We start from the raw sequence: 5729 nt of genomic DNA, 5'->3' as shown, positions 1-5729 counted from the left end.
GCAAGCATTCCAGCTAAGGCTGTAAATATAACAATGCAATAAATATCATCTGCGCTGCTTCCTGCTATAAGCATTTGAGGTATTCCTTTTTTAATTCCAATGCCTCTATCTATTAGGTTGGTCATTCTTTGAATTACGATTGCAGGACTTACAGCTCCGAGTACGCTTCCGATTAAAAGTGATTCGACAAATGATAAATTGAGAATCATTGGTCCAAAAATTGCAAAGCCTATTATTTCAAATGTTGCAGGCACGAAACACATTAAGATAGCAGGTCTTCCTACTCTTTTTAGGATATTAAAATCCAAAGACAATCCTGCTTTTAGCAAAATTATAATAAGTGCAATTTTTCTTAGATCGCTTGATATTTCAAGAATCGATTCATCAATCAATCCCAATTGGTTTAAGCCAAGTCCTAGCAGTAACAAACCAATAAGAGACGGGATATTGATTTTTTCAAATACTAGATCTATAACTACACCTAATAAAAGAATTAATGATAAGCTTAAAAAAAACATTCAAATCACTCCTTGCTTAATCACAAAAATAAAAGCTGACGGCAATTTGATGCATAATGCATAATTGTCCATCAGCTATAATTAGCGCTTTTAAAGTAAGATAAATTATTTTCTTACTTTAGATATTTAATTTTCACTTTATTTTAAGTGCGTTTTTCTGGCGGAGAGGGGGGGATTCGAACCCCCGGTATGGTTTCCCATACGCTCGCTTTCCAAGCGAGTGCCTTCGACCACTCAACCACCTCTCCATTTGGTCTACATCTGTATTTATATAAAAAAGCTATATTATATTAACATATCATAAGTTTTAGGGCAAGTTTTTGACAATATTTTTTTGCATCAAAAATTTTACCAGTAAAGCATTATAGACCAAGAACTGTTATGGTAGCGTTTTTATAGCTAAATTAAAAATTTTTATACATTAATTATTATGTTATCCATAAGCTCAAAAAACTACTACCTATATTCCAATGTTCTTGCGGTCAAAATTGATTATATAGTAATCAAAATTAATATATCTTTCTACCCATTAATACGCCCATTACTGATGCCATCATAAGTCCGCGTGTCCATCCGCTAGAATCGCCCAGACAATGCAGTCCTTGTATATTGGTGTTAAAGTCAGTATCCATTTTTACACGGTTAGAATAAAACTTTAGTTCGGGCGAATACAATAGAGTTTCAATCGAAGCAAAACCAGGAACTACTTGGTCCACAGCTTGTATAAAATTGATAATATTTACCATTGTTCGATAAGGCATAGCTGCAGTTATATCGCCAGCCACAGCATCAGGCAATGTGGGTTTTATATTGCTTTGAGCAAGTTCGTGCTGCCAAGTGCGTTTTCCGTCTAAGATATCTCCAAATCTTTGAACAAGTATATGACCTGCTCCCAGCATATTGGTAAGCTCGCCTATTTTTTGCGCGTATTCAATAGGCTGGTTAAAAGGATGGCTAAAATTATGCGAACACAAAATCGCAAGATTAGTATTTTCTGATTTTAGATCCTTGTAAGAATGTCCGTTAACTACAGCCAGATTATTGTCATAATTTTCCTGACTTACAAAACCTCCTGGATTTTGACAAAAAGTGCGCACTTTGTTTTTAAACGGCTTAGGGTATCCTATTAGCTTAGATTCGTACAAGACATTATTCACTCTTTCCATAATTTCGTTGCGAACTTCAACCCTTACGCCTATATCTACAACGCCTGGTTCATGCGCAATCTTATGTTCTTCGCACAGTTTTTCTAGCCAGTCCGCGCCTCTTCTTCCTGTAGCTACAACCGTGTAGTCGGCATATATTTCAAAAGAATTTTTATGATCAGTTACATATATGCCCATGCATTTTTGGTCTTTTAGTATAAGATTGGTACATTCATAACCAAATAATATCTCTACGCCATTATCAAGAAGATAGTTTTGAATTGCAAGATATATGTTTTGGGCTTTTTCTGTACCCATGTGTCTTATAGGACAATCCACAAGCTTTAGACCTGCGGAAATTGCACGTTTTCTTATATCTTTTACTTCTTCAGAATTTTGTTTGCCTTCAATTTTGGGATCAGCGCCAAATTCAAGATAAATTTTGTCCGTATAATCTATAGTTTCTTGAGCAAGTTCTTCTCCAATCAAGCTTGGCAAATCTCCGCCTACTTCATATGACAAAGACAGTTTTCCGTCTGAAAAAGCGCCCGCTCCCGAAAAGCCTGTGGTTATATGACAATAAGGCTTACAGCCGACACAAGACTTAGTGATGTTTTTTGGACAATGACGTTTTTGAATAGGTTGTCCTTTTTCAATGATTAAAATCTTTTTTTTGGTATTATTTTTTAACATTTCCAAAGCGGTAAAAATTCCCGCCGGACCAGCACCTATTATAACCACATCTTTTTTCATAAATTCACCTCTTATTTAAAGTCATAAAAAAACTGCCCCAATTACTATCAATTCATGCAGCACATCAGCACTGATTATAGTCAACTGTTAAGGCAGCCGGTAGAAACATTCACCCATTATGTGAATTTATATAATCATTAAACCAAAATATATAATAAAATATAAAATTACCCTTGTCAATAGTAAAAATTAAAAAAACCCGACGCTAAAATAAAATACGTCGGGCTTTTATATATTTAAAAACCTTATATAGGTTTTATAAACAATTGAGTAAAGTATAGAGTTCCGTTAGAGGCTTTTGCGCAGCCTACGCCGATTTGAGTTACAGTTTTGGATAAAATATTAGCTTTGTGTCCGGGTGAATTCATCCATGCATCCATAACAGCCTGTGCAGTCTTTTGACCATAAGCGATGTTTTCTGCCGCAGAAGAAAATTTGAGTCCATAAGATTCCAGCATCTTAAACGGCGAGCCGTAAACAGGCGAGTAATGAGAGAAATAATTATTATTAATCATATCTTGCGACTTGATGCGTGCAACGCGTGCGACCTGCCAGTTATATGTCAAGGGACTCAATCCATTATAACTTCTTTGCAAATTAACAAGACGGATAATCTCATCTTCAATAGCTTTTAAGGGAGCTGCTTCAGGAATATTGATTTTTTGACCTACATAAATTAGGGCAGGGTTTTTTATTTGGGGATTGGCAGCTTTTAATTCGGCAAGTCCAATTTCATATTTAACTGCAATTTTCCACATGGAATCACCGCTTACTACTGTATAAGTGGTTGGAGCAGCCATGGCATATTGTATATGAGGTTCCATAATGCTAAGTTCATATTCTGTTGGGCTTTTTGCTTCGGTCGCTGATGAGGTTACATCTAATGATAGGGGAACGACACATAATAAAGCCGAAAATATGGATAAATAAATAGATTTGAGTAGCTTTTTCATCATTTTTCTTCCTTATTTTTTTATTTTTAATATTACAAAATAGAATTAAATTTATACATTTTATAAAAAAACATATATATGCACATATGCACATTTAAAAAGATGATATAAATTGCTTAAAAAATATTGATATTTTTTAGCTATTGTCAGAATTATCAATTTGTGCTACTATAAAAAAGACCATTAGGTCGTTTTTTAGGAGGTTTTTATGCAAAACTTTGTTTTTTATAATCCCACAAAATTGGTGTTTGGAAAAAATACGCAATCTCAGGTAGGCGACCTTATAAAAGAATATAACGGAAGCAGAGTTTTGATAATTTATGGCGGTGGCTCAGTCAAAAAAAGCGGGCTTTTAGGTCAAGTCAAAGATTCTTTAGAAAAAGCTGGTATATATAATATAGAACTTGGGGGAGTAGTACCCAATCCAAGATGGAGCTTTGTAGAAAAAGGCGTTCAAGTAGCACGTCAAAATAACATTGACTTTGTTTTAGGTGTAGGGGGCGGAAGCGTTATTGATACTGTCAAGGCAATATGCATGCAAGCAGTTTATGAAGGCGATGCATGGACAGACTTTTACAGAAAAGGAAAAGAAGCGCAAAAAGCGTTGCCTTGCGGAAATATTTTAACGATTGCAGCAGCGGGCAGCGAGTCAAGCCCTAATTCGGTTATAACTAATGAGGTCGAAAAGTTCAAGATCGGCGCGTACAGCCAAGCGATTATTCCTAAGTTTGCAATACTTAACCCAGAATTATTATTTACCGTTCCAAAATATCAGATAGGCTGTGGCGCAAGCGATATCTTGGCGCATCTTATGGAAAGGTACTTTACCAATGAACGAAATGTGGATTTGACTGATAGATTAATAGAAGGCACTGCGAAAACTTTGATTCATTATGCACCTCTGGTTTTAGAAAATCCCAATGATTATAATGCTCAGGCAGAATTTATGTTCACTGGCACTATTGCTCATAACGGTCTTCTTAATTCAGGTAGAATAGGCGATTGGGCATCTCATGGAATAGAACATCAGCTTTCATTGTTTTATGATATAGCACATGGTGCAGGTCTTGCTATAATCTTCCCTGCATGGATGAAATATGTATATAAGCATGATGTGGCAAGGTTTGCGCAATTTTTCCAAAATGTTTTTGGCATAAGTTACAGTCTTACAAATATGGAATTGCTTGTACTGCAAGGAATAAAAAAATTAGAAGATTTTTATACATCAATAGGTATGCCCACAAGACTTAGCCAAGTTGGCATTGATAATACCAAGTTTAAAGAAATGGCACAAAAAGCGACAGAGTCTAAGAAAATGGGAAATTTTGTGTCGTTGTCGACTAAGGATATTGAAGAGATATATAAGTTGGCTTTATAATGTCTAAATATCTATTTGGATTTCCCAATCTATGGATATTTTTTATCCTGATTGGGTTTAACCTGATTTTCTTTATATTGATGTCTCCAAAAATAAATTTACACTTGGGTGTGTTTTTGGGACTGAGCATTGCGTGTTTTTTGTCGTTTTTATTAATTATGGCATTTTGGGTGTTTTCTGTATGGGCAATTGCTGGAATGATTGAGTCATTGCTTTATTCATTAGGCTCGTTTGTTCATATCCTAAAAGGCAAACGCTGGGTAAAAGATGTAATGGCTCCTCATTAAATGCTGCACTTATATTAGCAAATCATTTATTACTTTATCAATTTTTTGTGCGTCAAGTGTAGGAACCAAACCTTCTTTGCTGACAGCTTTCATAATCACGCGTTCGAAAAAGTTTAAGCTATCCCACATTATCTCTCCGCCCAAATGCTCATGATTGATTTTATTTTTTAAGTTGAATTTATCTAAAAATCTATCAACAGTTGCTTGTGCATTTTGTGCTCCGCCTAAGCCACAGGTTAACAAAACAACTGAACGTTTATCTAGTTCTTCTTTATGTTTTTTAAAAAAGCGTTTCATTTCTCCAGTTATTCCACCAAAATAAATGGGCGTACATAAAATAATTCTTGAATAATTGTTTAGATTTATTTGCTTACTGGTACAATCGACCAGATCGCTTTTGATTCTGTCAGCTATTGTTTGAGCACATTTTCTGGTAGTGCCATGTTTTGAAGAAAAGACTACTAAAGTATTCATATTACTACTCCTTATACAAATAGATTATATAAAAGCAGGCGACAGTAATCCATAAGAATTAGATTAAAATATAATTAAAATTTTCATAATACTATGCGTCATAGAAAAACATATGAAAAATAACGCATATTTTAATCAATCCCCTTTTTGATTCATTATATTTTCATATGCACATATTTACATATGTTAAGATTTTAGTTAATATCAAATTTTAAAACAAC

6 protein-coding genes, 1 tRNA gene and 1 riboswitch are annotated in these 5729 nt (G+C 34.5%); of the genes, 2 read left to right on the top strand and 5 right to left on the bottom strand.

Features of this window, described 5'->3' with window-relative positions; genetic code table 11:
- The 4 genes from VIL26_04950 to safA form a co-directional block, all read right to left on the bottom strand.
- Nucleotides 1–518, bottom strand: a 518-nt coding sequence (locus VIL26_04950; protein HEY8390280.1) for a cation:proton antiporter, incomplete at its 3' end; no start/stop codon positions are given.
- Nucleotides 519–676: 158 nt separating this feature from the next.
- Nucleotides 677–766: transfer RNA gene (locus tag VIL26_04945), tRNA-Ser, on the bottom strand.
- Nucleotides 767–1027: 261 nt separating this feature from the next.
- The gene (locus VIL26_04940) at nucleotides 1028–2416 is read right to left on the bottom strand and encodes an FAD-binding protein (protein HEY8390279.1); all 1389 of its coding nucleotides are present in this window, start codon (nucleotides 2414–2416) and stop codon (nucleotides 1028–1030) included.
- Nucleotides 2417–2473: 57 nt separating this feature from the next.
- Nucleotides 2474–2570, bottom strand: a riboswitch (purine riboswitch).
- A 91-nt stretch (nucleotides 2571–2661) separates the two neighbouring features.
- Entirely contained in the window at nucleotides 2662–3240 is a 579-nt protein-coding gene (gene safA, locus VIL26_04935; protein ID HEY8390278.1) for a SafA/ExsA family spore coat assembly protein, read from the bottom strand.
- Between the two features lie 337 nt (nucleotides 3241–3577).
- Between safA and VIL26_04930 the strand changes: the two genes are divergently transcribed.
- Both VIL26_04930 and VIL26_04925 read left to right on the top strand, forming a co-directional pair.
- Nucleotides 3578–4747, top strand: coding sequence for an iron-containing alcohol dehydrogenase (locus tag VIL26_04930; protein ID HEY8390277.1), 1170 nt, complete (start codon nucleotides 3578–3580; stop codon nucleotides 4745–4747).
- Nucleotides 4748–4863: 116 nt separating this feature from the next.
- On the top strand, nucleotides 4864–5034 hold the full coding sequence (locus tag VIL26_04925) for a hypothetical protein (GenBank protein ID HEY8390276.1): 171 nt from the start codon (nucleotides 4864–4866) through the stop codon (nucleotides 5032–5034).
- A gap of 9 nt (nucleotides 5035–5043) precedes the next feature.
- Here VIL26_04925 and VIL26_04920 read toward each other — a convergent pair whose 3' ends face one another.
- Nucleotides 5044–5508 (bottom strand): flavodoxin domain-containing protein, encoded by a 465-nt coding sequence (locus VIL26_04920; protein HEY8390275.1) that lies wholly within the window; start codon nucleotides 5506–5508, stop codon nucleotides 5044–5046.
- Between the last annotated feature and the right edge of the window lie 221 nt (nucleotides 5509–5729).

The organism is Clostridia bacterium (assembly GCA_036562685.1).
In the GTDB taxonomy this organism is placed as follows: Bacteria; Bacillota; Clostridia; order Christensenellales; family DUVY01; genus DUVY01.
This window is presented reverse-complemented; position numbering and strand designations above follow the sequence as displayed.